This window comes from Pseudoalteromonas sp. FUC4 (genome assembly GCF_008370255.1).
GTDB lineage: Bacteria > Pseudomonadota > Gammaproteobacteria > Enterobacterales > Alteromonadaceae > Pseudoalteromonas.
The window spans coordinates 174,666-197,482 of the sequence record NZ_SEUI01000002.1 but is presented as its reverse complement, the minus strand read 5'-3'; the positions used below and the strand labels follow the sequence as shown (position 1 = coordinate 197,482).

Annotated in this window: 23 protein-coding genes; 11 read left to right on the top strand and 12 right to left on the bottom strand. The window is 39.4% G+C overall.

Annotated elements, in window-relative coordinates; translation table 11 throughout:
- Positions 1 to 69 precede the first annotated feature (69 nt).
- Together EU510_RS06880 and EU510_RS06875 are read left to right on the top strand one after the other, a co-directional pair.
- Positions 70 to 945, top strand: a complete 876-nt coding sequence (locus EU510_RS06880; RefSeq protein WP_149592845.1) for a LysR family transcriptional regulator — start codon at positions 70 to 72, stop codon at positions 943 to 945.
- 121 nt (positions 946 to 1,066) lie between these two features.
- On the top strand, positions 1,067 to 2,074 hold the full coding sequence (locus EU510_RS06875) for a zinc-binding alcohol dehydrogenase family protein (protein WP_149592844.1): 1,008 nt from the start codon (positions 1,067 to 1,069) through the stop codon (positions 2,072 to 2,074).
- A gap of 67 nt (positions 2,075 to 2,141) precedes the next feature.
- Here the strand turns inward: EU510_RS06875 and EU510_RS06870 are convergent, their stop codons facing one another.
- Together EU510_RS06870 and EU510_RS06865 are read right to left on the bottom strand one after the other, a co-directional pair.
- Complete coding sequence (locus EU510_RS06870) at positions 2,142 to 3,089, bottom strand: LysR family transcriptional regulator (protein ID WP_149592843.1); 948 nt, start codon at positions 3,087 to 3,089, stop codon at positions 2,142 to 2,144.
- A gap of 1 nt (position 3,090) precedes the next feature.
- The gene (locus EU510_RS06865) at positions 3,091 to 3,996 is read right to left on the bottom strand and encodes a LysR family transcriptional regulator (protein ID WP_149592842.1); all 906 of its coding nucleotides are present in this window, start codon (positions 3,994 to 3,996) and stop codon (positions 3,091 to 3,093) included.
- 104 nt (positions 3,997 to 4,100) lie between these two features.
- Between EU510_RS06865 and EU510_RS06860 the strand changes: the two genes are divergently transcribed.
- Both EU510_RS06860 and EU510_RS06855 read left to right on the top strand, forming a co-directional pair.
- Positions 4,101 to 4,892 (top strand): DODA-type extradiol aromatic ring-opening family dioxygenase, encoded by a 792-nt coding sequence (locus EU510_RS06860; protein ID WP_149592841.1) that lies wholly within the window; start codon positions 4,101 to 4,103, stop codon positions 4,890 to 4,892.
- A gap of 80 nt (positions 4,893 to 4,972) precedes the next feature.
- Positions 4,973 to 5,650, top strand: coding sequence for a haloacid dehalogenase type II (locus tag EU510_RS06855; protein ID WP_149592840.1), 678 nt, complete (start codon positions 4,973 to 4,975; stop codon positions 5,648 to 5,650).
- Between the two features lie 103 nt (positions 5,651 to 5,753).
- On the opposite strand, the gene EU510_RS06850 is transcribed toward EU510_RS06855, so the two are convergent.
- On the bottom strand, positions 5,754 to 6,629 hold the full coding sequence (locus EU510_RS06850) for a LysR family transcriptional regulator (protein WP_149592839.1): 876 nt from the start codon (positions 6,627 to 6,629) through the stop codon (positions 5,754 to 5,756).
- 108 nt (positions 6,630 to 6,737) lie between these two features.
- Here EU510_RS06850 and EU510_RS06845 point away from each other — a divergent pair, with 108 nt between their 5' ends.
- Entirely contained in the window at positions 6,738 to 7,238 is a 501-nt protein-coding gene (locus EU510_RS06845; protein ID WP_149592838.1) for a lactoylglutathione lyase family protein, read from the top strand.
- Positions 7,239 to 7,692: 454 nt separating this feature from the next.
- On the opposite strand, the gene EU510_RS06835 is transcribed toward EU510_RS06845, so the two are convergent.
- Complete coding sequence (locus EU510_RS06835) at positions 7,693 to 9,135, bottom strand: aldehyde dehydrogenase family protein (RefSeq protein WP_149592837.1); 1,443 nt, start codon at positions 9,133 to 9,135, stop codon at positions 7,693 to 7,695.
- A gap of 12 nt (positions 9,136 to 9,147) precedes the next feature.
- Complete coding sequence (locus tag EU510_RS06830) at positions 9,148 to 10,788, bottom strand: acetolactate synthase large subunit (protein ID WP_149592836.1); 1,641 nt, start codon at positions 10,786 to 10,788, stop codon at positions 9,148 to 9,150.
- Positions 10,789 to 11,312: 524 nt separating this feature from the next.
- Between EU510_RS06830 and EU510_RS06825 the strand changes: the two genes are divergently transcribed.
- The 4 genes from EU510_RS06825 (at position 11,313) to gdhA (ending at position 15,150) form a co-directional block, all read left to right on the top strand.
- Positions 11,313 to 11,918, top strand: coding sequence for a short chain dehydrogenase (locus tag EU510_RS06825; RefSeq protein WP_149592835.1), 606 nt, complete (start codon positions 11,313 to 11,315; stop codon positions 11,916 to 11,918).
- Between the two features lie 148 nt (positions 11,919 to 12,066).
- On the top strand, positions 12,067 to 12,645 hold the full coding sequence (locus EU510_RS06820; protein ID WP_149592834.1) for a carboxymuconolactone decarboxylase family protein: 579 nt from the start codon (positions 12,067 to 12,069) through the stop codon (positions 12,643 to 12,645).
- A gap of 679 nt (positions 12,646 to 13,324) precedes the next feature.
- Positions 13,325 to 13,618, top strand: a complete 294-nt coding sequence (locus EU510_RS06810; protein ID WP_149592833.1) for a putative quinol monooxygenase — start codon at positions 13,325 to 13,327, stop codon at positions 13,616 to 13,618.
- Positions 13,619 to 13,806: 188 nt separating this feature from the next.
- Positions 13,807 to 15,150 carry an NADP-specific glutamate dehydrogenase gene (gene gdhA, locus EU510_RS06805; RefSeq protein WP_149592832.1) on the top strand — a complete coding sequence of 448 codons (1,344 nt, stop codon included), beginning with the start codon at positions 13,807 to 13,809 and terminating at the stop codon, positions 15,148 to 15,150.
- 161 nt (positions 15,151 to 15,311) lie between these two features.
- On the opposite strand, the gene EU510_RS06800 is transcribed toward gdhA, so the two are convergent.
- Together EU510_RS06800 and EU510_RS06795 are read right to left on the bottom strand one after the other, a co-directional pair.
- Entirely contained in the window at positions 15,312 to 16,547 is a 1,236-nt protein-coding gene (locus EU510_RS06800) for an ABC transporter permease (protein ID WP_149592831.1), read from the bottom strand.
- Positions 16,541 to 17,251 carry an ABC transporter ATP-binding protein gene (locus tag EU510_RS06795; protein ID WP_410477405.1) on the bottom strand — a complete coding sequence of 237 codons (711 nt, stop codon included), beginning with the start codon at positions 17,249 to 17,251 and terminating at the stop codon, positions 16,541 to 16,543. Before EU510_RS06795 ends, EU510_RS06800 begins: the two co-directional genes overlap by 7 nt.
- 79 nt (positions 17,252 to 17,330) lie before the next feature.
- Between EU510_RS06795 and EU510_RS06790 the strand changes: the two genes are divergently transcribed.
- Complete coding sequence (locus EU510_RS06790) at positions 17,331 to 17,909, top strand: DUF3299 domain-containing protein (protein WP_149592829.1); 579 nt, start codon at positions 17,331 to 17,333, stop codon at positions 17,907 to 17,909.
- Position 17,910: 1 nt separating this feature from the next.
- Entirely contained in the window at positions 17,911 to 18,354 is a 444-nt protein-coding gene (locus EU510_RS06785; protein ID WP_149592828.1) for a hypothetical protein, read from the top strand.
- An 89-nt stretch (positions 18,355 to 18,443) separates the two neighbouring features.
- Here EU510_RS06785 and EU510_RS06780 read toward each other — a convergent pair whose 3' ends face one another.
- From EU510_RS06780 to folE2, 5 genes are read right to left on the bottom strand one after another with little or no spacing between them, the layout of a single operon-like run.
- Complete coding sequence (locus EU510_RS06780; protein ID WP_149592827.1) at positions 18,444 to 18,611, bottom strand: SEC-C metal-binding domain-containing protein; 168 nt, start codon at positions 18,609 to 18,611, stop codon at positions 18,444 to 18,446.
- Positions 18,612 to 18,635: 24 nt separating this feature from the next.
- Positions 18,636 to 20,264, bottom strand: coding sequence for an HAD family acid phosphatase (locus EU510_RS06775; RefSeq protein ID WP_149592826.1), 1,629 nt, complete (start codon positions 20,262 to 20,264; stop codon positions 18,636 to 18,638).
- Positions 20,251 to 21,294: a CobW family GTP-binding protein gene (locus EU510_RS06770; RefSeq protein ID WP_149592825.1), complete on the bottom strand. Its 1,044-nt coding sequence runs from the start codon at positions 21,292 to 21,294 to the stop codon at positions 20,251 to 20,253. Before EU510_RS06770 ends, EU510_RS06775 begins: the two co-directional genes overlap by 14 nt.
- Positions 21,284 to 21,844, bottom strand: coding sequence for a DapH/DapD/GlmU-related protein (locus EU510_RS06765; RefSeq protein ID WP_149592824.1), 561 nt, complete (start codon positions 21,842 to 21,844; stop codon positions 21,284 to 21,286). Before EU510_RS06765 ends, EU510_RS06770 begins: the two co-directional genes overlap by 11 nt.
- A gap of 32 nt (positions 21,845 to 21,876) precedes the next feature.
- The gene (folE2, locus tag EU510_RS06760) at positions 21,877 to 22,800 is read right to left on the bottom strand and encodes a GTP cyclohydrolase FolE2 (protein WP_149592823.1); all 924 of its coding nucleotides are present in this window, start codon (positions 22,798 to 22,800) and stop codon (positions 21,877 to 21,879) included.
- Between the last annotated feature and the right edge of the window lie 17 nt (positions 22,801 to 22,817).

Below are 22,817 nucleotides of genomic sequence, written 5' to 3'. Positions count from 1 at the left end.
AATGACGAGACGGTTATTTTCATTCATTATTAAGATACATGTTAGTTAGATAGTATCGGTAAAAGCGATATGTTTAGTATTGAACAACTTCAGGCATTTGTAGCTACCGTTGAGGCTGGATCGTTTTCGGCCGCAGCGCGTAGTTTAAGTAAAGCGCAGTCGGTAGTAAGTCAGCATATTATTAATTTAGAAATAGACTGTAATGCAACATTATTTGAGCGTACAGGGCGTTATCCACAATTAACGGATGCCGGTAAACAGTTACTACCTCAGGCTAAGGCTGTGCTTAATCAACACCAGCGATTAACAAGCTCTGCATTAGCACTAAACGAAAAAACACCAACCGAAATCACTATCGCACTTGACGAAGGGATCCCATTTAAAACTATCGCAAGTATTATTAGCAAGCTGCAAACTAAGTATCCTTATGTATCGCTTGAGTTTTTAAGTGCATCGAGCCATGACATAATTGACATGCTAAATAGCGGAAAGCCTATAACGGGTATTATTTTTAGTGAATTAAATATACCGAGTTACTTAGACTATGAATGTATTGGATCGGTAAAATTTGATTTATATGTTGCTAAATCGCACCCTTTAGCGGGGATCAGATGTGAAAATATGGATGGCCTTCGGCTACATCGACAACTTCTTCTTCGTTCGCGCAATACACAAACAAGCAGCTTTCAGCTAAAAATTAGCCCAGAGATTTGGTATGCCGATAATTACTTTGTATTACTCGAGCTAGCAATACAAGGTAACGGGTGGTGCTTATTACCAAACCATGTAGCTCTAGATGCAGTACAAAGTGGTGAGCTGGTTAAACTTCCACTTGAGTTTGAAGAAATGGGTTGGTTGGCTAATGTTGATGTATTACAGCATCAGCGGCATAGTAATCAAAAAGTGTTTAAAGCGCTTCGAAGTGTATTACGAGGGCTGTTATAAAATTTCTATTGTGGAATATTACTTCCATAATGATTGGGTTTTTTACCTCTTTTTTAACTGCGCCGATAAAGCCAAAATAGCGTCATCAACACAGCGAATTAAACGACTAGAGGCAAAACACATGAAAGCAATTGGATATCAACAAAACTTACCTGTTTCAAACGAGCTATCACTTCAAGACATCGAACTTGAAATGCCAACAGCACACGGCCACGATATCTTAGTGGAAGTAAAAGCAGTATCTGTTAATCCGGCTGATTTTAAAATTCGTGAATCAATGCCTGCGCCAGAAGGAGAATACAAAGTACTTGGTTTTGATGCGACAGGCGTTGTTAAATCTGTTGGCGAAAATGTGTCTTTATTTAAACCTGGCGACAAAGTTTGGTATGCCGGCGATGTAACGCGTTCAGGTAGTAATGCACAGTTTCAATTAGTTGATGAGCGTATTGTAGGTAAAATGCCAACGACGTTATCTAACTTTGAAGCCGCAGCGCTTCCTCTTACTAGCCTTACGGCATGGGAGTTGTTGTTTGATAGATTAAACGTAGCGGAAAATGATGACTCTAAAAGCATTTTGGTTATTGGAGCCGCCGGTGGTGTGGGTTCAATTATGGTACAGCTGTTAAAGCAGCGTACTAAATTAAATATTATTGCCAGCGCCTCTCGCCCCGAAACTATATCGTGGTTAGAAGATTTAGGTGCCGATACTATTGTTAATCACCGTAATCCATTAAGTGAAGAATTTGCAGCTAAAAACTTAAGCGAAGTAGATTACGTAGTAAGCTTAAACAATACAGAGCAACACTTACCTGAAATTGAAAAAGTAGTGAAGCCGCAAGGTCAATTTGCACTTATTGATGACCCTGAAACACTTAATATTGTGCCATTTAAAAATAAAAGTGTGTCGGTACATTGGGAACTTATGTTTACTCGTTCATTATTTAAAACAGACGATATGCAAGAGCAACACGTTATTTTAAATAACGTAGCGGCGATGATTGACGAAGGCCTGATTAAAACAACGTTTGGTGAGCATTTAGGCACTATTAACGCCGTTAATTTACGTAAAGCGCATCAGCATCTTGAAACGCAAACGGCTAAAGGTAAAGTTGTTTTAGAGGGTTTTTAAATAACCACTCTATAAGTACATTTTGAGTACACAAAGCAAAGCCCCTAACGGGGCTTTTTTATATCTATTATTTGTATAACTCTTTGTAATTAGGCATATGTTCAACCCAAAATGGCGGTGTACCAATGTACTCTTGCACGGTTTTAATAAACTCACTTACCAATGGGGTTTGTTTACGATGAGGGTAAAGCGCGTAAATACCTGTGCCCATAGTTGATAGTTTATAATTAGTTAAAAGCGGCACAAGGCCCATTTTATCAACAGGTTCTTCTAAATTAAATAAATCGAGCATTACATACCCAAGCCCTGCTTTTACTGCATCGACCATAGCGCGTACATCACTCACTTTGTAATTGCCTTTCATTTTATGTATTTTTTGCTCATCACCATGAGGCTCAGTACTTAACTTAACTTGGTCGAGACTTACATCGCCATTGCCATAAATAATAGCGGGTAAAGCTAATAAATCCTCTGGTGTGGTAGGCATTCCGTGCTTTTTTATAAAATCATGTGATGCAACAAGCGCAAAGTGCATATTAGCAATTTTTTTAGCCATTAAATTAGAGTCGTTGAGTTTGCCTATTCTAAAGGCTAAATCGTAATGATCGGCAATAATATCGTTACGCTTATCGTCAAGCATGAGGGTTATTTTTACCTCAGGATACTTTTGCATAAATATATTAATAGCGGGCTGAATATACTGCTGACCAAAAAACATACCCGAGGTAATGCGCAAAATACCTTTTGGCTTTGCCTGATACGAGTCGGCTATGCTATGGATATCTGAAAGTGTATCGATAAGAATATGCGCTTGCGCTAAAATTTCCTCTCCTGCTGAAGTGAGCGAAAACGAGCGCGTTGAGCGATTTAACAGTTGCACACCTAAACTGGTTTCGAGCTTTTTAATTTGTTTAGACAGCGACGAATTATCCATATCATGCAGTGCCGCGGCTTTAGCAAATGAGCCTTGTTGTACTACATCTACAAATAACGTTAATTGATTAGTTATCGACATATCACTCTCCTAAATCCCAGTAAGGAATATCGCCATAATAGCCACTGGTAAAATCAACAAATGCACGTACTTTACTGGGTAAAAACTGCCTGTTTGCATATACCATGTAAAGCCCCACTGGCTCGGGTTCATAGTCTTTTAAAATACGTACCACTTTACCTTGAGCCAGTGCCTCACCTGCTATAAACGTAGGCTGCATGGTAATACCGCCTCCTGCAATGGCTGTATTTAGTAACAAATCACCATTATTAGCTACTAAGTTACTTTCAAGCTTTAATTCATTTTTTAGCTCATCATAGCCTTTAAGTCTTTTTGTAGGCTCGGCGTGAGCATAGCGTAAATAGTTATGCTCTTGCAGCGATTCTAATGTGGTTGGCGTGCCGTTTTGCTTTAAATAGGCAGGAGATGCAAATATTGCTAAGCGAATAGGCGCTACTTTCTTCGCTATTAATGTTGAGTTTTTTAACGTACCAATACGCAGTGCTATATCAATACCTTGCTCAACTATATCTACAAATTGATCGGTCAATCGTAAATCTATTTTTAAATTTGGATACTGCTTTTGAAAATCAACCAGTAACGTTGCCAAGTGCTTAACCCCAAACGACATAGGCGCACTAATACTCAACACGCCCGATACATTTTCGCTTAAGTTATTGAGTGAGTTTTCCATATCTTCAATATCAATAACGACCTGTTGGCAGCGCTGATAATATTGGTTTCCGGCCTCTGTAACACTTACCTTTCGCGTTGTACGGTGCAATAAACGCGTGTGTAAATTGTCTTCCAACGCAGAAATATACTTGCTGACTAACTGCGGAGAAATATCGAGTTTGTCGGCAGCTTTTGAAAACGATCCTTCTTGCACAACGGCTAAAAAGGCCTTCATGGTGGTTAGCTTATCCATTTTTAACAATATTTTGTTTGTAATTTATAAATAAATAGCACATTTATCACCAAATTAAAAAGTAATAAAATTGCTATATTAAAATCGACTAATTAGGGAATAGCATGACTCAGCCCGCTTTATTTATATCTCACGGCTCGCCAATGATGGCGGTACAGCAATCGGCAACCTCTGATTTTTTAACATCGCTTGGTCAAACCCTTAAAACACCGAGCGCTATTGTTATTTTTTCGGCGCACTTTGATATTGCTAACGATAAAACAACACACGACATAGTGATCACTGCCGGTAATGCACCGCAGACTATCCATGATTTTTATAATTTTTCTGCGCACATGTATCAAATTCTGTACCCTGCACCAGGTGAACCCGTACTTGCCAATACCATTGCACAGCGTTTTAGCACTAAAGGTATTAAAGCTGTGCTTGATGCAAAGCAAGGGTGGGATCATGGCGTGTGGATACCACTGCGGTTAATGTATCCAGCGGCAAATATACCTATTGTGCAGGTGTCTATTAATACCCGTTTAGGCGCAAAGGCAATGTACGAATACGGGCAGTTACTTGCACCGCTTCGCGATCAAAACATATTAATTATTGGCTCAGGTGGCATTAGCCATAACCTACCCGAAATATTTAAAAAACCACCTACGCCTAATCGCGTTCAAATGGTTAATGAGTTTACTCAATGGGTCGAACAAAAATTAATAGCGCAAAACACCCAAGCGTTACTTAACTATTTAAATGAAGCACCCCATGCTTTATTTAATCACCCTACTGCAGAGCATTTTTTACCTCTTTTTGCAGCGCTTGGAAGTAGTGACGGTAAAGCCGAAAAAATACATGAAGATATAGAAATGGATATTTTAGCACTCGATGCTTATAAGTTTTATTAATTTGAGCGTTCGTTCAAATTAAGTTAAGCTGTAAGCAAGTACCCTAAAACCAACTTAATTTATTTTATTGCGGAGCAAACATGGCAACTACACTTGCATTTGACGTATACGGCACGCTCATTAATACCCATGGTGTGCTGTCCTTACTCGACGACATGATTGGCGACAACGCCCAAGCATTTTCAAATACATGGCGCGAAAAGCAACTAGAGTATTCGTTTAGACGTGGCTTAATGCAAAATTATATTCCCTTTTCGCTATGTACAAAACACGCACTCGATTACGCCTGCTTAGCGCATAAAACCGAGCTAAGTGAAGATCAAAAGGGGCAACTGCTAGAGCTTTATAAAACACTTCCTGCGTTCGATGATGTAAAAGCAGGTCTTGAGCAACTAAAAGCAAAAGATTACCGTTTGTTTGCATTTTCAAATGGTGCAGCCGATGCAGTAAATACTTTGCTAGAAACTGCAGGAATAAGTGAATATTTTGAAGGCGTAGTAAGCGCCGACGACGTTAAAACCTTTAAACCAAACCCAGGGGTTTATAGTCACTTTTTACGCGAAACCAATTCAACCGGCGCAAACACATGGCTTGTATCAAGCAACCCTTTTGATGTAACTGGCGCTATTTCGCACGGTATGCGCGCGGCGTGGATTCAACGCTCTGAAGAATCCATTTTTGATCCTTGGGAAATACAGCCAAATACCATAGCAACCGATTTACTCGATTTAAAAGCTAAATTAGAAAGCATTAACTAATTTAACTACATCCCCTTTATGCTCGGTATTAAATTTTACATCGTCGGTGTAAAGGGGGGTTACGTTTTAACTATTTAGAGCGCGCTTTGTGTTTAAACATAACCTAACTACTAACTCCTGCCTTTATTAACTCAATTACCGTACTCATTCGTTTTGCCAATGGCCTATTTCGGTGATGGCACACATAAATATTTTCGCTAATCGGATTAGCCAAATGATGCGTTTTAATAAGCGCAGGTTTATTAAATGCGCTAACAGCGTGCGCAGGTAAAACCGTAAAACCCAGCCCTAAACTTACCGGCTCCAGTATTAAACTTATTTGGTTAGAAAACCCCGTACGCTTAATTTGATCAACATGTTCAAACTCACTGTAGTTTTCGCTTAGTAGCAGCTGCGCGTGGTGTTTTGCATCGGGATGGCCAATAAAGCCAAGCTCACATAAAACCTCCCACGTTGGGTTTTTAATATGTGCGGGCGTTACTAATAATAAGGTTTCTTTACCAATTTTGTGGCTAGTAACTTCGCTAAGTGTGGGAGCTTGAGTTAAAAACCCTATGTCGGCACTGTGGTTTGCTACGGCTTGCTCTACGCTTGTATTGGGTGCAAAGCGATAATCAATATTAAGCTCGGTATGCTTTGCCTGCAGCGCTAACAACTGGCTATAAAATTGTAGCCCACAACTACCTGGCGATTGTATTTTTACCAAGCCGCTGTAAGGCGAATCATCTTTTAATTGCTGTTCTAAAAATTGCCATTCTTTTAATAATAAACTGCCTTGTTGATACAAATTTTGCCCATGTACGGTAAGGGTAAATTGTTTACCGTGGCGCTCTAATAGCGCGCAGTTTACTTGCTGCTCTAGCTTTTTAATGTGCTGACTTACGCCAGATTGGGTCATAAAAAGGCGCTCGGCTGTTTGGGTAAAATGATTTACCTCAACCAAGGTGCAAAATGTGTTTAACCATGTAGGATTTATCATTACAAAACGTACTCAAAATGATGATTAATGATAATTTTACTTAATAAAGGCTGATTCGTAAACTTACTCCATCAACTAAGATAAGCCACACGTTAAAGAGGACATATTATGAGTCATACATATCCACGTAGTTTTTCGCACATTGGTATTTCAGTACCGGATGTTGAAAAAGCAGTAGAGTTTTACACTAAAGTGATGGGCTGGTACACCATAATGGAGCCTACCGTGATCACTGAAGATAACAGCCCCATCGGCGAAATGTGTACTGATGTATTTGGTCCAGATTGGGAAAAATTTAAAATAGCGCACCTTTCAACAGGCGACCGTATTGGTGTAGAAATTTTTGAATTTAAAGACCAAGAAAACCCTAAAGACAATTTTGAATACTGGAAAACCGGTATCTTTCATTTTTGTGTACAAGACCCAGATGTAGAAGGCTTAGCGGATCGTATTGTTGCTGCAGGTGGTAAAAAACGTATGCCCGAGCCACGTTACTACTACCCTGGCGAAAAGCCATATCGCATGCTCTACATGGAAGACCCGTTTGGTAACATCCTTGAGATTTACAGCCACAGCTACGAGCTTATATACAGCGCAGGCGCTTACTAAAAAACATCATGTTAAAAACAAAGGCAATAGTATTTAAAAATACTATTGCCTCTACTATTAAAAAACAATATTAGAAGCCTTAACTATGTGAATGCTATTTTTGAAAATTACTTTCACTAGGGCGTGTTGAACTTTGGTGGGTGAATTTGCAGCAGTATGTTTGGTTTTTAGGCAAGACAGAGCCTATGAAGTGTGGTTATTCCCCATAAATAGGCGATAACGCAGCATAAATACCAAACATGCGCTGCCCATTGGGTTCTTTCTAGGGACGATTAACTCTCTGTTGCCTACCGGATGTAGGTAAGGGGCGTGAGCAGGACGCGGAAGCTTTGCTCGGTTTTTACTTAGCCCACTAGGTTACAAACCTCACGCCGCGATTAAATCGCCCCTAGATTGAACAAATTTCAATCCACAAAGATCAACACGCCCTAATACATTGATTTTGTGTCAGTACTTATAAGCCTTTGGATTTATCTCTTATAACTAGTAATCTGAGTTCCGTCATATCTTCTATTGCAGAACGTATACCTTCACGCCCAATACCAGAGTCTTTTACTCCTCCGTATGGCATATTGTCTACTCTAAAGCTAGGTACGTCACCTATCACAACACCACCAACTTCTAATACATCCCACGCTTTTTGTATTTTATATATATCCTTAGTAAATATACCTGCTTGCAAGCCAAACTTACTTTTATTGACTTGTTCAAGGGCTGTATCAAAATCATTAAATGGGGATAAAGTGACAACAGGCCCAAATGCTTCTTCAATATTAATAAGTGCAGTGTCGGCTACATTTTCTAGCACAGTAGCCTCTAAAAAAGCGCCATCTTTTTTACCACCTATGAGTAGTTTAGCTCCTTTTTGAATTGCTTCATCAATCCAGGTTTTTAGTCTACTAGCCTCTGACTCCGCTATCATTGGGCCAATGAAGGTCTCTTCATTTTTAGGGTCACCCATTTTTAACTTACTTACTTTTGAGATTAATTTATGTTTAAACGAATCATAAATATCACTGTGCACAAGCAAGCGCTGAACCCCTATACAGCTTTGTCCTGACTGGTAAAATGCACCAAATATTATACGCTCAATAGCGTCATCAATATCGTCTGTATCGTGATCAACAATACACGCAGCGTTGCCACCTAACTCAAGCACAACAGGTTTTTTTCCGGCTTTTGCTTTTAATTGCCAACCTACATCTGGTGAGCCAGTAAAACTAAGCAGCTTTAACCTGTCGTCTGTTGTAAATAAATCAGCCCCATCTCTGCTACAAGGTAATATAGAAAAAGCCCCTTTAGGTAAGTTTGTTTCTGCTAATATTTCCCCAATTAATAATGCCCCAATAGGTGTGCGACTCGCTGGCTTTAAAATAAATGGGCACCCCACGGCTAATGCAGGTGCAATTTTGTGAGCAGCTAAGTTTAAAGGGAAGTTAAAAGGTGAAATAAACGAGCAAGGGCCGATAGGAATACGCTTTGTTATGGCTGTATAGCCCTTCGCTCTAGGGGTAATTTCTAAATTAATCATTTCCCCGTTAATTCGGACTGCTTCTTCGGCTGCCACTTTAAATGTTTCTATCAGCCTTTGAACTTCGCCCCGAGCATCTTTTATTGGTTTGCCAGCTTCAATACATAATGCCATGGCGAGTTCTTCAAAACGCTCCTCAAAACGCTTTACGCAATACAGCAATATATCTTGTCGCTCATAGGGTGCCATAGCTTGCAAGGCTTTTTGACTTTTTACCGCAGCATTAATTGCAGCGTCAATGGTTGTCTTATCAGCCATTGCTACATGAGTAACGATTTCTCCAGTGTATTTATCTGATATAGGTAAATTTTTGTTAGCAAATACAGCTTGGTTAGCGAGATAATACGGATAACTTTTATTCAGCATAATTTGGGCCTTTTATACTTTACTGCTTAATTCTCGAAGATCATGATTAAGAATTTGATCGTTTTCACTATAATCGATAGGAATATCAATCAAATGAACTCCGTGCTCATTCATACACGCTTTTATTAAAGGTAGTAGCTCATTGGCAGAAGAGATTCTATGACCTTTACCACCATATGCTTGAATATATTTTACAAAATCCGGATTCCCATAATCTAATCCGAATTCTTCAAATTCCATATTTGCTTGTTTCCACTTTATCATTCCATATGCATCATCTCGCAAAATAAGAATAATTAAATGTTGATCGAGTCTAATGGCTGTTTCAAGCTCTTGACTATTCATCATAAAGCCACCATCGCCACAAATAGCAAGAACAGGTTTATCTGGGTAAACAAGTTTAGCTGCCATAGCCGATGGTAATCCAGCTCCCATTGTTGCTAGAGCATTATCAAGTAGCACTGTATTGGGCTTTTTAGCTTTATAGTTTCGGGCAAACCAAATTTTATAAACACCATTGTCCAATGCAATGATCCCATTGTCAGGCATTGCTTGCCTTACATCGGCCACTAAACGTTGAGGATAAATAGGGAAACGATCATCATTGCAGCTATGCGGCAGTGCTTTTTCTTCGGCTTTTTTTACTTTTTCAAAATATGCGAAATCCCAGTGTGGCTGAGGCTTTATTTTCTCTAAAATAGCCCATACGCTGTTAGCAATATCGCCAATAACTTCTACTTGCGGAAAATAAACTGGGTCTACTTCTGCAGCGTTGTAATTAATATGAATTACTTGCTTGTCGTTAGAGCGCATAAAAAAAGGAGGCTTTTCGACTACGTCGTGACCTACATTTATAATGAGATCTGCATTTTCAATTGAGCGATGGACAAAATCTCCGTCTGAAAGTGTTGTGTTACCTAAAAATAGCGGATTAGATTCATCAATAACACCTTTTCCCATTTGAGTAGTTACAAAGGGAACTTTCAACTCATTTACAAAGCGAGTTAGCATTTTGCTGGTCATTTTGCGGTTCGCTGCAGCCCCAATAAGCAATAGCGGCGATTTAGCTAGTTCGATTAAACTTATAGCTTTATCAATAGCTTTGTATTCTGCTATAGGTCTACGGATGGCGCTTGGAGTAATGAGGCTTGCGCTTACTTCTTCAATTGCAATATCTTCAGGTAGCTCTAAATGGACTGCTCCTGGGCGCTCTGCACTTGCTACTCTAAATGCTTCTCGTACATGCGAGGCTATTCGTTCTCCACTGACAATTTGTGCTGTATATTTTGTTAATGGTCTCATCATATCGACCACGTCAAGTACTTGGAATCTGCCTTGTTTACTCGCTTTTATAGGTTTTTGTCCGGTAATCATTAGCATTGGCATCGCACCTAATTGAGCATAGGCTGCTGAGGTAACTAAGTTTGTTGCACCTGGCCCTAAGGTTGATAAGCAAACGCCGACTTTGCCTGTCAATCTGCCATAAGTTGCTGCCATAAATCCAGCCGCTTGTTCATGTCTTGTAAGAATCAATTTAATGTTTGAGCGCCTAATTGACTCAAGTAGATCTAGATTCTCTTCTCCAGGAATACCAAATATATATTCGACTCCTTCTTGTTCTAATGCTTTTACGAATAAGTCTGATGCTTTCACTATTTCTATCTCCAATAAATGATATTTACAAAGCCATTTACTACTCATAGAGCAGTATGGGTTGTGCTTAAGTCAAAATTTCAATATTTAATTTTTTATGACAAAGGTGTTGTTTTAACGTATCAAGATCAAACCCCATCACTACCTAGGATGGCTCACAAGATCGTTCTAAATTGTTCAGATTTTTAATAGCATTTTGTTTGTGCTATTTATCAGCATAAATAATACATAGGTACTTGAGTAGAACTAAACAATACTAATTTGTTAATGCTACCAGCCGAATTTGTATTACGAGGAGTCTATGAGGCACTAATTGAGAAGCGCATGAAAATTGGATGGTGAATGGCACACTTATTAAAAATTTCGTTTTTAGCATAGCGCTGTTTATCGTCATCTTAGTCAGCCCTACATATTTATCGATTCAACCAAAAAATCATGTATCACTTACAAAGTGTTATTGTTTCTATTTGTTTGAGCAGTCTCTTAACATAGCTGTCATTGATACAACACAGATGGAGAAAATCATGAAAACAGTAATTTTAATTGGTGCTTTAGGAAAAATGGGCCAAGCGGCTTTAAGTGGATTAGGAAAGCATAAAGTTATCACTGCGGGCCGTTCTGGTAATGTAGATCATATTGTTGATATTACAAGTGAAGAGTCTATTCGCAATCTTTATAAAGATGTGGGTCACTTTGATGCCGTAGTTAACACTGTTGGTGTTTGTGAATATGCAGAATTTACTGAAATGACAGAAGCCCAATGGATGAGTACTGTTATGAGCAAAATGATGGGGCAAATCAACCTTGTTAGAATTGGTCAAGAATACATAGCTGATAACGGGTCTTTCACGTTAATTAGCGGCATCTTAAATGTTAAGCCAATTCCTTATGCAATTGCTGATGCAACAACAAGTGGTGCAATTGATACCTTTGCAAAAGTAGTTGCTTATGAATTACCACGTGGCATTCGTATAAACTCAATTAATCCAACAGTGCTAACAGAGGCGTGGGATGTTTATGGCGAAATGATGCCTGGATTTGAACCTGTACCGAGTAAGTTAGTAGGTAAGGCGTTTGAGCGTTCTGTAGATGGTTTTATCACTGGTCAAGTATTGTTTGTAGATGCATAAGTAATAATTGCTAAGAACAAACATTACAAATAAGTACTAAAACCTCAGTGAGTTTATCGCTGAGGTTTTAAATTTAACTGTTCAGCGTAGCTCAGTCTATTTTGTGCGTTTAAAACTGACAAGTTGACTATTTTTATGAGAATTTAATATGACAGTACATGCAGTAAAACCATTTCAAATTTTTAATGAAAAAACAGCACCAGAGGCATCAAAAAATAATTTGATATCAGCTAAAGAAGCCTTCGGTTTAATCCCTAATGTTGAAGGTGTAATGGCGCAGGCGCCCACTTTGTTAACTTCTTATATGGTAGGTTGGGATCAGTTTAATCAGAACAGTTTGTCATTAAAAGAAAAACAGGTAGTTTACCAAGCCGCTAATTTTGAAAATAATTGCGAATATTGCATGCCATGGCACACTCTGCTTGCAGAGCAATCAGGTATGTCAGATGACGATGTAGAAGCTTTAAGAAATGGCAGTCCGTTAAGTGATATAAAATTAGAAGCTTTACGCCTTTTTACAAGAGATTTTTTAAGAACCAGAGGGAGCATTGAACCTTATGCTTTAAGTGCTTTCTTTGACGCTGGTTATGGTGAGCAACAAGCATTAGAGGTTGTGCTCGGGCTTGCGGTTAAAACGATGAGTAACTATACCAACGCTATTGCTCAAACACCTTTAGATAGTGTGGCTAAGCATAAGCAATGGAAAAAGCCTTCATTGAGAGGTTAAATCAATTTTATGTAAACCACAGTCTATTGGGTTTACATATTTATGGTTTTCAGCAACGATAAAGCTGTCTTTATCAATAAGTTAGCTTTTTAATTAACCGTAACACAGTAAAAAGTGATTGGTTTTTCCTTTTTGAATTAAGCCGTGTTGTCCTTGGTGGATTGAAGTCTTTCAATCTAGGAGCGCTTAAATCGCGGCGCTAGGTCTATAACCTAGTGGGCTAAGTAAAACGAGTAAAGCTTCCGCGTCCTGCTCACGTCTCTGATCTACATCCCTGTCGGCAACAAAGAGTTAATCAACCCTAGAAAGAACCCTTCGGGCCGCGCATGCTTGGTATTTATGCTGCGTTATCGCCTATTTATGGGGAATAACCACACTACACAACCTCTGTCTTGCCTAAAAACCAAACGCACTGCTTGAAATTCAACCATGAAAGGTCAACAAGCTCTAGCCTTATGCTTGAAATATTTACCACTTCAAAGTGCTTAAGCTTGTCTTCGTTTTATCAATTTGCAGTTTAGGGCATATTGTTAAAGTGGAGCCTACAACCAATAAATCATGTATCACTAACAAAATGTTATTGTTTCAGCTTGTTAAAAATACTCTATAAAATCTCTATATGAAACGTTACAAGTTAGCGTGTTAGACCCTGTTTACTTAATTTATTGTAGGAAAAATTATGTCTATTAAAGTTATTTTAGAGTTAAAAGCCAAACCAGAAAAACTGCAAGAGTTAAAAGATGTTTTAGCAGTTTTTATACCAGAAACAAAAGCATTTGATGGATGTTCTGATATTAAACTGGTTCAAAATCAAGATGACCTTTTACACCTAACAACCATAGAAAATTGGGATTCTCGTGCATATAACGAGAAATATCTAGCGTGGAGAACCGAAACCGGAGGGCTTGAAACTCTCAGCCAGTTAGTATCAGAGCCTCCAAAGCTCACTTACTTCGATGAGCTTAAAGCATAGTAATAACTACCGAAATTTAGAGAACACTGCATTGCACAAGATGCTAGAGCAATTAATCACATGTTATTTTTACCAGGTGTTTCCAAATTTTTATATTAAATATAATTTTAAAGCTTTTATACCAACAAATAAAACTCAGCAGCTACTTTATAAGTAAGCTACTGCCATATTAATAGGAATAATTAAAAATGAATGAAGATTTAACAATAGAGCACTTTATGGCGGGGCTAATTAAACGTAACCCTAACGAGAGCGAATTCCATCAGGCGGTTAAAGAGGTTGCAGAATCTGTGATCCCTTTTATAAATCAAAACCCTAAATATAAAAAAGCCCGTATTTTAGAGCGTATGACCGAACCAGATAAAGTTATTTCGTTTCGTGTTGCTTGGGAAGATGATCAGGGGGATATTCAAATCAATAAAGGGTATAGGGTGCAATTTAATAATTCTATTGGACCCTATAAGGGCGGCTTAAGGTTTGACCATTCTGTAAATTTAAGTGTATTAAAGTTTTTAGGCTTTGAACAAACATTTAAAAACAGTTTGACTACATTACCAATTGGTGCAGGTAAAGGAGGAGCTGACTTTAACCCTAAAGGAAAGTCTGACAGGGAAATTATGCGATTTTGTCAGTCTTTTATGACGCAACTTTATCAACATATAGGTCCAAATACTGATGTTCCCGCAGGCGATATAGGTGTTGGTAGCAAAGAAATTAGTTATTTATTTGGCCAATATAAGCGACTTACTCATCAATTTGAAAGTGTATTAACAGGAAAAGCTTTAGAGTTTGGTGGAAGCCTTATCCGTACAGAAGCAACGGGTTATGGTAATGCTTATTTTATGGAAGAAATGCTTAAACACGCCGGTCACTCAATAAAAGGTAAGTCTGCGTTAGTATCTGGTTCAGGAAATGTCGCATTGCACTGTGCCGAGAAAATAATTCAACTTGGGGGCAAAGTGCTAACAGTTTCAGACTCTAGCGGCACACTATATGTGCCTGATGGAATTGATCAAGAAAAACTTATGCTACTAAAAGATCTGAAAATAAACCGTAAGCAACGACTTTCAGGTGCAACAGAGTTGTTTAAAAGCAAGTACTTAGAAGGTCAAAAACCTTGGAGTATTAAGTCTGATTTGGCTTTTCCTTGTGCAACTCAAAATGAATTAACGGGTACTGATGCTAAACTATTATTCAATAATGGCTGCATTGCGGTATCAGAAGGCGCTAATATGCCATGCACTCCCGAAGCTATTGAATTGTTTAAAGATAATAATATCTTATATGCTCCAGGAAAAGCGTCAAATGCAGGTGGTGTAGCCGTTTCTGCTCTAGAAATGTCACAAAACAGTATTCGTATGTCTTGGACTGAACAGGATTTGGAAGAAAAACTCCATGGCATTATGAAAAACATTCATAACCAGTGTGTGCACCACGGCGATGATAAAAGTAGAGTGGATTATATCAAAGGCGCCAATATAGCAGGGTTTATAAAAGTAGCTGACGCTATGCTAGCGTATGGTGTAGTTTAACGACGATATGCTCAGATTAAAAAGAGTAAGATAATGTATATTTTACTTGGAGACTAATCTCTACATCTGTACACATTAATACGGGATATTGTTACCAAAAAGGCCGCAGTATTTATTACTGCGGCCATTTTGCTTATTAGGAGGTTCAATTTTTAAAGGTACTAACTTTTAGCGCTCAGCGAGCTATGCAGCGCATTTTTATAGGCCTCATACGCGGGTATAGCTGAGGTAATAATAGCCGCAACAGTAATAACGGCGATTACTTTTAAAGTATCTACATTAAACATGTTTGCATTTAAAAATAAGCCATAAGTAGCGCCTAGCCAATCACCTAAAAGCCATAAAGTTAAACCTAGTAAAGCCGTTGCAGCTATGCTTGCCAGTATTACTAAAATTAACGCCTCTACCAGTACTAAGCTAAAAATAATGCTTGGCCCTGCGCCTAATACACGTAGCACGGCAATTTCGTTTTTACGCTGCGCCATAGAGGCAAGTAACATGGTTGATAAGCCAAATAGCGACGATACCAATACCAAAATACCAATAATGCGCAGCAGGTTTTCAACCGTTGCCATCATTTGCCAAAGCTCGGTCATGGCAACACCGGGTAACACTGCCATTAACCTGTCGGCTTTATAATTGTTTATATCGCGCTGTAATTTAAAGGTTGAAAACTTAGATTTCAAACCCAGCATTACTGCGGTAATGCTCTCGGGTGTGGTGTTTACTGAGTCTACATTATTAAGTAATTTAGCTTGTTTTGTCGGTGATAAATGTATGACCTCAATGGCGTTTAAGCTTACATGTATGGTTTTATCAACCGGTGTGCCTGTGGGGCTAAGTATGCCTTTTATAATAAAGGGAGTATTGTCATGATGGGTAAAGCTTGTGTTACCAATACCATGAGCAATGACTACGCTGTCGCCAATTTTATAATTGAGCTTTTTGGCTACATCGGCTCCTATTACCGCTTCAAATAATGTGTTAAATGGCTGGCCGCTATTAAAAGTAAGTGGTTGCTTAGAGCCATATTTAAAGTGTTCAAAATAGCTGTTATTGGTGCCCATTACTCTAAAACCACGGTGCGCGCCAAGCGAAATGGGAATTGCCCATTTGACTAATGAACTGCCTTTTAGGGTTTCATAGCTTTTATAATCAATATTACTGGTAGGGCTGCCCATTCTAAATACCGAATAAAGTAAAAGGTTTAACTGCCCGCTAGGTGCGCCCACAATCATATCTACATCAGAGATGGTTCTGTTAAAGCTCTCTTTGGCTTGCTGGCGAATATGCTCAACACTCAAAAGCACGCTTATACTTATTAGTAATGATAAAAAAGTAAGTATGACCGATTTACGTCTACTGGCTAAGCTGCTCCATGCTAACGATACTAGCATTTGCTACTCTCCTCTTTTAAAAGCGAAGTTACATTTACGCTGCGCTCAAAAAATTGCTTTAAGTACATATCATGACTTACAAATACAAGCGTTATGCTGTGCTGCTTACATAAATCAATTAGCAGGGTCATAAATGCATCGCGCGATGCGGCGTCTAATGCTGAGGTGGGTTCGTCAACTAATAACAGTTTAGGTTTATTTATTAAAGCGCGGGCAATAGCTACACGCTGTTGCTGGCCAACACTTAATGTATTTGCTGCTTTGTGCAAAATAGTCGTCGGTAATTTAAGCGCTAAAAGCAGTGCGCTCGCCTCTTGCTCTATTTGCGTATTGCCCGTTTTTGCAAAGTAGCTAGCCAGTTGAATGTTTTTTAACACACTTAAGTACGGTATTAAATTAAATTGCTGAAACACCACGCCAATGTTTTGCGCTCTAAATTTATCGCGTTTTTTTGACGAAAGCGTTGAAAGTGCTTGCTCAAGTAAGGCTATATCGCCACTTTGCGGTGTGAGCACCCCTGCTAATAAATTAAGTAATGTAGTTTTACCTGAGCCAGATTCGCCATGTAAAAATACCTGCTCCCCCTGCGTTACTTGCCAGTTAGGAATATAAAACGAGGTTTTATCTGCTTTGTGGTACTTATAGCTAAGTTGGTCAATATGTATTGCTAAGGGAGTAGAGGCCGAAGAAATTGTATTAGGCACGATGAGACTCCTATGGTTTGATAAGTGTTGATATGTTATAACGTTTTTAGTCGAGCAATAAACTAATTGAGATAAAAATATGTCAAAATATGTAACTAACATGGTTGCTTGGTGTGTTATTGCCTTGTCCAGTTTAGTATTTACTTGTGAGTCAGCGGCTCAAAGTACAAGTTACGAAGAAATTGAGTGGATTCAGTTAATGCCTAAAGATGATTTAGACGCATTGCTTAATCCGCCAGAGTATTTAACCGAAATTGAAGATGGCTCAGAGCAAGACACATTAAATAGCCTAGACGCTAAACCGTTTGATAACGAGCAAGATAAACGCTATCAGCAAGCTTTAAGCTCAGTACGAGTGATTGAAAGTTACAACAATAAAAAGCTGCGTATACCTGGCTTTATAGTGTCGCTTGAATCAGAAGAAGGTAAACGTATTAGCGAATTTTTTATTGTGCCTTATTTTGGCGCGTGCCTGCATATGCCACCGCCGCCACCTAATCAAATAATTTACGTTAAGTTTGATCAAGGTGTTGATCTTAAAAGCCTGTATGACGCATTTTGGTTTGAAGGCACACTGACGATAAACACCGTTGAAAACGAATTAGGCACATCGGCTTACCAGCTTAAGTTAGACAATATATTACCGTACGAGGATTAAAGTGAAATACATAAATATAAAACGAGGATTGTGCGGTTTAGCTTTTTTGAGTTCTTTAGGCGCTGGTGCGTGTGAGTTTCATGCGGGCGTGGGGTTAAATCAGTTTCACCCTTTTGCTCGGCAACACTTTCAGCCTCCTATTTTACAAAACTTCTCGTTTGAACATGCCAAACAAGCGCAAGTAAAAGTGGGTAGCCCCAGCACGGCAAGCTTTAGTTACTTAGTACCTAAACGTTACAGCGCGGTAAGTGTAAAATTTGTTGCCCCTAAAAATATTAAATTAACTGGGGCTGCTTCTGTACAACTTGCCAGTACCCGGGGTATTCATCGTTTAAAATATGTGGCAAATAAGGCAGGCAATAGTGAAATTGTTATTCAAATTAACGGTATTTTAAATGCAAAGCCCTTCACGCTTGAACAAAAAATAAGTGTGGCGGCCAGTTGATATAACTTACATTTAGGTTAAATACAAAAAGGGCTAACGTAATGTTAGCCCTTTTTTTATGCCTAAATTAAAAGCAGCTTTGCTGCAATTTATGCGTTTTTACCACAACACTTTTTATATTTACGGCCGTTACCACATACACACGGATCGTTTCGCCCTACCTTTGGCGCATCACGTGTTACAGGGCTTTGCGGTGGCGGGCAACAGCTTGTATTGCTGCAGCCTGAGCCTGTTGGGGCTGGTGATTTTTCGGTCATATTACTCTTCCTTTTTAATAGTATTTACCACGAACCATACATAGGGTTTGGTAGTAAAAATAATGATTTACCAAGCTTGGGTTGTAGCGTTTTTATATTGGCGCTTTCTTGTGTTACGCCGCTAAAATCTTCTATGTTATCCCCCACCTGAAACTTAATAACCTGTGGCTGCTGCCAGTTATTATTTTGCCCACTTGGTGAAAAACAATCAGCTGTGCCTTGTGTTACTTGTTGGCGGCGCAAGTCTTTATCGTTAATAAATTCGTTGTTATTAACGGCGTTTTTGTCAGCCTCTGAACGGCCAATTAAACAGGTGTTTTCAACCGTTATAGGCAAGCCAACGGCTTTAAGGTTATTCCATGTGTGCAAATCGTTTTGTTTATTACGGTTAGTAACAAGCGCTATTTTTCCACCGTGTTTATACACTGTTTCTATAAACGATTTAGCACCAGGTACCAGTGTGGCTTTTTCGCTTGCAACCCATGCCTGCCAAGATTGTGGCGTATACCCTTTGCCGTTAAGCTCGGTTTGTTTTTGATAAGCTGAATTATCAAGCACGGTTTCATCAACATCCATCACGGCCACCCAGTTATGCGCTGTGTTTGGCAATTGCATTACCGCTGCTTTTGCTTGCTCATAGGTTGTAGTTGCTAGTGCTTTGTACTCTTTACTGGTTGTTTGCCATAACACTGCCGACGACAGTGAGTGCGCATTAGCAGTAAGCGAAACCGATACAGCGCAGTGGTCACTCAACATGGCTTTGTTATCCATATTTTTGAATTTATGCACCTGGGCCGACTTTGTAATATTTTTCGCATTCATACCGCCAACAATAATGTGATCGATAGGCGCAGGATAGCGTGCTTGGCACCCTAATAATTGGCTGGTCGTAATACTTGTTGAGCGCTCATCACTTAATAAAGTGCGGGTTAACCTATTGTAAGGCGCTGATATACGGTGGTTAAAATCACCTAATATTACGTAAGGCGTGCCTGCTGTTTCGTGTTTTTCAACCCAGCTATTAAGCACCGGTGCTTGTTGTGCATAAGTTTTACACGCGGGTGAGTCGCTTTTTAAGTAGTCGTCTACAAAACAGCCGCTTTTCATATGTACGTTAAGTATATCGGTTGGCCCTTGCTGTGTATTAACGGTTATTTGTAATCCGTAGCGCAGCCCTGCTCTTGCTAATCCTAATTGGTCTATAGAAGCTGTATTGAGTACAGGTATTGCTTTTTTTACTGCAAAGGCTACTTTTTGCTGGGTTGATAAAGCCCCCGTTTGTCGGCACGTATAGGCTTTGCTGTCTGCTCGGCTAGACATAATTAGTTGCCAGTCGTCTTCAGAGAATATCTGCTGTAACGCCGCTTTAGATCCCACTTCTTGTAGTGCAATAATATCGGCGTCTAAGTTTTTTGCATACGCTTTCATTGCTGCTATTTCGCTTGGCGTTCTGGCTCTACAACCTGTATCTATTGGGTATGCAAGGTGCTCAACGTTCCAAGTCGCTATTTTTAAAGCGGATAGAGTTTGAGCTTGTAGCTGCGAGGCCGGCTGCGCTGAAAAACTTTCATTAGTATTTTTGGCTAGGTTAGATGTACAGCCAACACTAAGCGCACTGACTAAAGCAATGGTTAATGCATTAAATGTGTTCATGGTTAGTTTTCTCTGAGTTGGTTTTATTATTAATTAAGCAGTTCATGAGTTGTTGCCCCCACATAGAGTTAATTTGTATCGCTATTATTTCTATACGGCTTTCTTGGCAATCGTTTAAAGGGGTAACGGTTAAGGCTTGTTCCGCTAAGTTAAAGCCTACAAACCCTTCGTCTGTTTTTATAACGGCTTTAATTCGCTCTACTTTTAAATTGCTAAACAAAGCGTGCAGCGCTTTTTTACTAAATATGTGTGCTGCACTAATACGCCAGCCAATACTTTGATAGCATTGAGCGCTATTTTTAATGCAAAGTATGCCATTTGTGGGTAACGGCGCTTCACGGGTATTAATGCCTGAGTTTGTATGAGTATGCGCAGTGCAAGGCGCTGATTGATTATAGCCGCACTCACCTTTTAACAACTCAGGCGCTATTTCACCTTGAGTAGTAAATACAATTTGCTGTGTTTGGTTTGCGCGGCTTATTACGTAATCAGTTAATGTTTCAGCGTCATTTTGAGCGTATAAATCGTGCTTGTTACCTACAATAATATCTGCAATATCAATTTGTTGGTTAAACGTAGCGTGGCTTGTATAACGCGAGTCATTGAGCTTTCTGGCATCAACTAAAGTAATTGTTTTTTGTAAGCTCAGTACATTTTTATAATGCGATGATGAAAGTGTTTGTAATACTTCTTTTGGGTGGCCAAGCCCTGTGGGTTCAATTAAAAGCCTGTCTGGTTTTGCTTGTTTTAGCAGCTGATTAAGTGCAACTTGCATTGGCACGCCGGCGGTACAGCACATACAGCCACCGGATACTTCGCGAATAAATACACCGCTGTTTGGGCTTTGTTGCCCATTAAGTAGCGCGCCATCAATACCTACTTCGCCAAATTCGTTTACTAATACTGCCCAGCGTTCAGTACGTGGTTTGGTTTTAAGTAGCGATATAATAGCGCTGGTTTTTCCGGCACCTAAAAACCCACTAATAATATTAGTGGGTATTGCTTTTAGCATTTGCTTATTAGAGTTCATTAGCCAATTTCTTGTAACCTTTTACCAAATCGTGATTTGCAGACACCACCGATTCAGAAAATGTTGAATACTCTGGCGGCACTTTGCTTATACTGTTTAAGTCAAAGCCGGGTTCTATATTGGTCATTGGTGGTACATGGAAGTTTTTAGGTAAATCTAATCCATCAACAACGCAGTTATGCCTAACTACACACCCATTTCCCACATGCGATCTAAATACTACCGAATTAAAGCCAATAAATACATCATCCCCTACGCTGCATGGGCCATGTATAATTGAACGGTGCGCTATAGACGTGCGCTCACCAATCGTTACCGCAGCCCCCGATTTAGAATGAATAACCACGCCATCTTGTATGTTTGAATTTTTTTTAATAATAATTGGCTGCATATCGCCAGTGTCGTCTACTTCATCGGCGCGAATAACCGCATAAGGGCCAATAAATACATTGTCTTCAATGATTACTTTGCCACACACAATGGCTATTGGGTCTATAAATGCGCTTTGTGCGACACTTGGCATGTGGCCGTTTGGGTTTTTTCTTAACATTTTTTATCCTACTGAATATGCAAATTAAGGTTTTAAATAACACGCTGCTGCGAAAACTTTTGGTCGTACACAACAGCGTTGTGAGCGTGTAAGCTTTCTTGGTGTTCAACTTTAAAGTGGTAGTCGAAAATGTTGGTTTTTAGCTCTAAGGCCAGTTTGATTCTGCGGGCGGCATCTTCGCAAAAAAGTAAGTTTTCGGCATTAAGCTTGGCAAATGCTTGTTCGTCTTCGCGTTTTACTGCGGTTTGAACAGGCGTACCAATCGCACTTTCTAGTTGTGTAATAAGTGCAGGTAAGTCAGGAAGCTCTTCACCTTTAATACGCATTGTTATGTACGCGTACGAGCGCTGGCTGTGTGGTGTAGCAATACTGCCTTGCTCTGATGAAAGCCACTCTAGCAATGCGTTTTTATCAACGTGCTGCTCTGTAAATTGCTCTGCTACGGCATCGCTTAATGCTTTTCGTGAAAGCGCGGCTGAGCACGGGCACGTGCTTGAATAAGCAATAGTAAGGCTAAGCTCGGTGTTAATTTCACCGTCTTCAATGGTTTTACATACATTCACCGGATACGCCTGATACCCCGACTGATTTGACAAAAGCGCAGGTTTATTAAGTGTTAGCTCAAAGGCTAAATTTACTTTAGCGCTTAAGCTTAGGCCTTGTTGAGAGTACAGCATAGTATTTAGTAACGCGGTTAAACTTTCGCCCGTTAAAGGCTGATTTACAAGTTGCTCTTTAAGATGCAAATACAAACGCGACATATGTATGCCTTTGGCTTCGGCTTTATTTAAACTTACAAATATGTCGGCTTTGGCGTGCGTATGGATAGGTTCGCAATCGTGTGGTAAAACATGCAAAGGCAGCGAAATTCCTTCCATCCCTACCCATTGTAAAGGTTGTGCATTAAGAGAATTATTCTGCGAAGTAATATCTGGCAAATGGCTTTTAGCATTCATAAATTTAACTATTCCAA

Coding starts and splice junctions, on each gene's coding strand:
- EU510_RS06880 (WP_149592845.1), top strand. CDS start 70: ATGTTTAGTATTGAACAACTTCAGGCATTTGTAGCTACCGTTGAGGCT.
- EU510_RS06875 (WP_149592844.1), top strand. CDS start 1,067: ATGAAAGCAATTGGATATCAACAAAACTTACCTGTTTCAAACGAGCTA.
- EU510_RS06870 (WP_149592843.1), bottom strand. CDS start 3,089: ATGTCGATAACTAATCAATTAACGTTATTTGTAGATGTAGTACAACAA.
- EU510_RS06865 (WP_149592842.1), bottom strand. CDS start 3,996: ATGGATAAGCTAACCACCATGAAGGCCTTTTTAGCCGTTGTGCAAGAA.
- EU510_RS06860 (WP_149592841.1), top strand. CDS start 4,101: ATGACTCAGCCCGCTTTATTTATATCTCACGGCTCGCCAATGATGGCG.
- EU510_RS06855 (WP_149592840.1), top strand. CDS start 4,973: ATGGCAACTACACTTGCATTTGACGTATACGGCACGCTCATTAATACC.
- EU510_RS06850 (WP_149592839.1), bottom strand. CDS start 6,629: ATGATAAATCCTACATGGTTAAACACATTTTGCACCTTGGTTGAGGTA.
- EU510_RS06845 (WP_149592838.1), top strand. CDS start 6,738: ATGAGTCATACATATCCACGTAGTTTTTCGCACATTGGTATTTCAGTA.
- EU510_RS06835 (WP_149592837.1), bottom strand. CDS start 9,135: ATGCTGAATAAAAGTTATCCGTATTATCTCGCTAACCAAGCTGTATTT.
- EU510_RS06825 (WP_149592835.1), top strand. CDS start 11,313: ATGAAAACAGTAATTTTAATTGGTGCTTTAGGAAAAATGGGCCAAGCG.
- EU510_RS06820 (WP_149592834.1), top strand. CDS start 12,067: ATGACAGTACATGCAGTAAAACCATTTCAAATTTTTAATGAAAAAACA.
- EU510_RS06810 (WP_149592833.1), top strand. CDS start 13,325: ATGTCTATTAAAGTTATTTTAGAGTTAAAAGCCAAACCAGAAAAACTG.
- gdhA (WP_149592832.1), top strand. CDS start 13,807: ATGAATGAAGATTTAACAATAGAGCACTTTATGGCGGGGCTAATTAAA.
- EU510_RS06800 (WP_149592831.1), bottom strand. CDS start 16,547: ATGCTAGTATCGTTAGCATGGAGCAGCTTAGCCAGTAGACGTAAATCG.
- EU510_RS06790 (WP_149592829.1), top strand. CDS start 17,331: ATGTCAAAATATGTAACTAACATGGTTGCTTGGTGTGTTATTGCCTTG.
- EU510_RS06780 (WP_149592827.1), bottom strand. CDS start 18,611: ATGACCGAAAAATCACCAGCCCCAACAGGCTCAGGCTGCAGCAATACA.
- EU510_RS06775 (WP_149592826.1), bottom strand. CDS start 20,264: ATGAACACATTTAATGCATTAACCATTGCTTTAGTCAGTGCGCTTAGT.
- EU510_RS06770 (WP_149592825.1), bottom strand. CDS start 21,294: ATGAACTCTAATAAGCAAATGCTAAAAGCAATACCCACTAATATTATT.
- EU510_RS06765 (WP_149592824.1), bottom strand. CDS start 21,844: ATGTTAAGAAAAAACCCAAACGGCCACATGCCAAGTGTCGCACAAAGC.
- folE2 (WP_149592823.1), bottom strand. CDS start 22,800: ATGAATGCTAAAAGCCATTTGCCAGATATTACTTCGCAGAATAATTCT.